Here is a 2,087-nt window from a genome sequence, read left to right as displayed (position 1 = left end):
GTGCGAGGAGATCTCCTCGCTCTCCGGACGAGAAAGGACTCGGCGGGAGAGCCGATGCCTCTCGACCTTGGGCATCTCCAAAAGCTTGGCCTGCCGAACGCCCAAGCGCCGGCTGGTCAACTCGACGACGACGCGATAGAGCCGTTTATCGGATTCTCGAACGGCCAGAAGAATTTCGTGACCGAGTTCTTCCGGAATTTCCTCCCAGAGAGTGCACGTTGCCATGCGCGTTTTGGGAAGGAATCTTGCCTCCGCGAGTCAAAAAGACAATCGTTTTCGACGACAGCCGACGGGAAAGAATGGAGAAAGACCGAGGATTCGCAAGGAGGAAAGGTGGGACTGCGCGCCCGAAGGCCGAAACGGCTCCCGCCCATCCCCTCGCCCCTTCGGAGCTCTCGGGCCGGCTTCTAGGCGCGCATGTGTCGATCGCCGGGGGAGTCGAGCAGGCGGTCGGGCGTGCGTCCGAATGCGGCTTTACCGCCGCGCAGATCTTCCTCAAGAACTGCCGGCAATGGGAAGCGCCCCGGCTCGGCGCGGAGGAGGCCCGAGCCTTTCGAAGAGCCGCCACCGCCTCGGGCATCCTCTTTTTCGCTCATGCAGGATATCTGCTCAACCTCGCCTCCTCCTCGGAGCCACTGGCCGCGCGATCGCTCACGGCACTCCGCGACGAACTGAAACGCGCCGAGCTCCTCGGCCTTCCCTTTCTCGTCCTCCATCCGGGAGCGGCCGCGCGCGGCGAGGATCCCGAACGCGCGCTCTTTCGCCTCGCCGACCGGCTTCGGGCTCTCTTCCGGGAGAGCTCCCCACAACCCGCCGTCCCGATCGCCCTCGAGACGATGGCGGGACAAGGAGGCCAGCTCGGATGGCGGATCGAGCAGCTGGCTTGGCTTCTGCGGGAGATGGCCGATCCCACTCGCTTTGGCCTCTGCCTCGACACGGCCCACCTCTGGGCGGCCGGCTACCCGATCGCGACCCCGGCCGGCTACCGGGATTTCACCGCTGCGCTGGAGAAGCTCGGTCTCGCCGAACGGGTCTTTGCGCTCCATCTCAACGATTCCGCAGTCCCCTTCGGATCGCGGCGCGATCGCCATGCCCATCTGGGCCGGGGGACCCTCGGCCTCTCCGCCTTCGCAAATCTCCTTCGGGATCCGCGCTGGTCGAGCCTTCCGATGGTGCTCGAAACCCCGAAGGAAAACGGGATGGAGGCTGACTGCCGCAACCTTCGAGCGATCCTCCCCTTCCTTCCCAAAAACCCGCCGCAACCCGTCGAAAAGGGCCCGGAAGCCCAAAAAAACCAGTAGCGTTCGACCTTCTCGCGGTCTATATAGCGTTTAGCATGAACCAACCCAAGATTATTGCCTATTTGAAGCCGACGTGCGGATGGAGCCAGGGTGTCCGGGCGATCCTCCGGAAATATCAGCTTCCTTACGAAGACCGGGACATCATCAACGTCCCCGCCTACCGGGAAGAGATGATCCGGAAGAGCGGCCAGCCCTTTTCCCCCTGTGTCGAGGTTGACGGCGAGCTGCTCGCCGACATCAGCGGCCAGGAACTCGAGGATTGGTTGATCGCCAAGGGGATCGTCGAAGCGAGCGACCATCCCGTGGACGCTCCGACCGACCAGGGTTGTTCGGGAGAGCACCACGGCGAGATTCCCGTGCGGCTCAATTTTTAACTCGTCCCACTTCCGTCGTCTTTCCAGCGGTCGCCAAGATTTCGCGGGCGCGGAAAAAGACCGCGTCGAACATCCCCTCGGTCAATCGGCCGGTGAAGGTGTTCTGCTGGCTCGGGTGGTAAGAGGCGAGCAGGGTCCGGTGTTCCGGAAGCGCGATCTCCGCTCCGTGGGAAAAGGAAGGCTGCGGTCGGAAAAGAGAGCGGGCCTCCTCCGGCCATCGCTCCCGGATCCAACCGAGAAGCGTCTCGAAGGCCACCCCGCCGAGGGCGAGGAAGACGCGAAGCCGGGAGAGCGTTTCGAGTTCTCGCGCAAGGAAGGGATAGCAGCTCTTCCTCTCCTCGGGCAAGGGGCGGTTCTGGGGCGGACAGCAGCGGACCGCTGCGCTCACGAAGCAGTCGGAGAGCTCGAGGCC

3 protein-coding genes and 1 pseudogene are annotated in these 2,087 nt (G+C 63.9%); 2 read left to right on the top strand and 2 right to left on the bottom strand.

The window, feature by feature from the left end; genetic code table 11:
* Positions 1–225 (bottom strand): annotated as a pseudogene (locus FN369_RS08515) (hypothetical protein); the annotation flags it as partial.
* Between the two features lie 74 nt (positions 226–299).
* On the opposite strand from FN369_RS08515, the gene FN369_RS08510 reads away from it, so the two are divergent.
* A complete protein-coding gene (locus FN369_RS08510; protein WP_142525733.1) occupies positions 300–1,301 on the top strand; it encodes a deoxyribonuclease IV in 1,002 nt (333 codons plus the stop codon).
* Positions 1,302–1,336: 35 nt separating this feature from the next.
* Positions 1,337–1,675 carry a glutaredoxin family protein gene (locus FN369_RS08505; protein WP_142525732.1) on the top strand — a complete coding sequence of 113 codons (339 nt, stop codon included), beginning with the start codon at positions 1,337–1,339 and terminating at the stop codon, positions 1,673–1,675.
* Here the strand turns inward: FN369_RS08505 and FN369_RS08500 are convergent.
* Positions 1,665–2,087 (bottom strand): uracil-DNA glycosylase family protein (locus FN369_RS08500; protein ID WP_281290942.1); only part of this gene is annotated, 423 nt, incomplete at its 5' end. The genes FN369_RS08505 and FN369_RS08500 overlap by 11 nt on opposite strands.

It is taken from the genome of Methylacidimicrobium cyclopophantes, from assembly GCF_902143385.2.
In the GTDB taxonomy this organism is placed as follows: Bacteria; Verrucomicrobiota; Verrucomicrobiia; order Methylacidiphilales; family Methylacidiphilaceae; genus Methylacidimicrobium; species Methylacidimicrobium cyclopophantes.
This window is presented reverse-complemented; position numbering and strand designations above follow the sequence as displayed.

Bases quoted from the DNA above. Each gene is read 5' to 3' on its own strand.
- FN369_RS08510 (WP_142525733.1), top strand. From the start codon at position 300: ATGGAGAAAGACCGAGGATTCGCAAGGAGGAAAGGTGGGACTGCGCGC.
- FN369_RS08505 (WP_142525732.1), top strand. From the start codon at position 1,337: ATGAACCAACCCAAGATTATTGCCTATTTGAAGCCGACGTGCGGATGG.